This window comes from Rhizobium sp. SVR5-9E (assembly GCF_056755095.1).
Genome location: NZ_JBNDHS010000362.1, coordinates 1 through 280, shown reverse-complemented (window position 1 = coordinate 280; position 280 = coordinate 1). Strand labels below are relative to the sequence as shown.

Annotated in this window: 1 protein-coding gene; it reads right to left on the bottom strand. The window is 63.2% G+C overall.

The genetic code is table 11. The features are described from left to right. On the bottom strand, positions 1-280 hold a 280-nt coding region (locus tag ACPYOJ_RS35190; RefSeq protein WP_481420361.1), incomplete at both ends, for a cation:proton antiporter domain-containing protein.

Here is a 280-nt window from a genome sequence, read left to right as displayed (position 1 = left end):
GATGAAGACAGTCGCCAGGACCGGCAGCGGCTTGTCGATCAGGATGTTCGGATCGAAGAGCATGCCGACGGACACGAAGAAGAGAACAGCAGACGCGTCGCGAAGCGGTAGGCTTTCCTGAGCGGCGCGGTGGCTGAGCTCGCTTTCCGAGAGCACCATGCCCGCAAAGAATGCACCGAGGGCAAGAGACACGCCGAAGAGCTTCGATGCGCCAAAGGCAACGCCGAGCGCGATGGCGAGCACGCCGGGGCGAAAAAGTTCGCGCGACCCGGTATGGGCG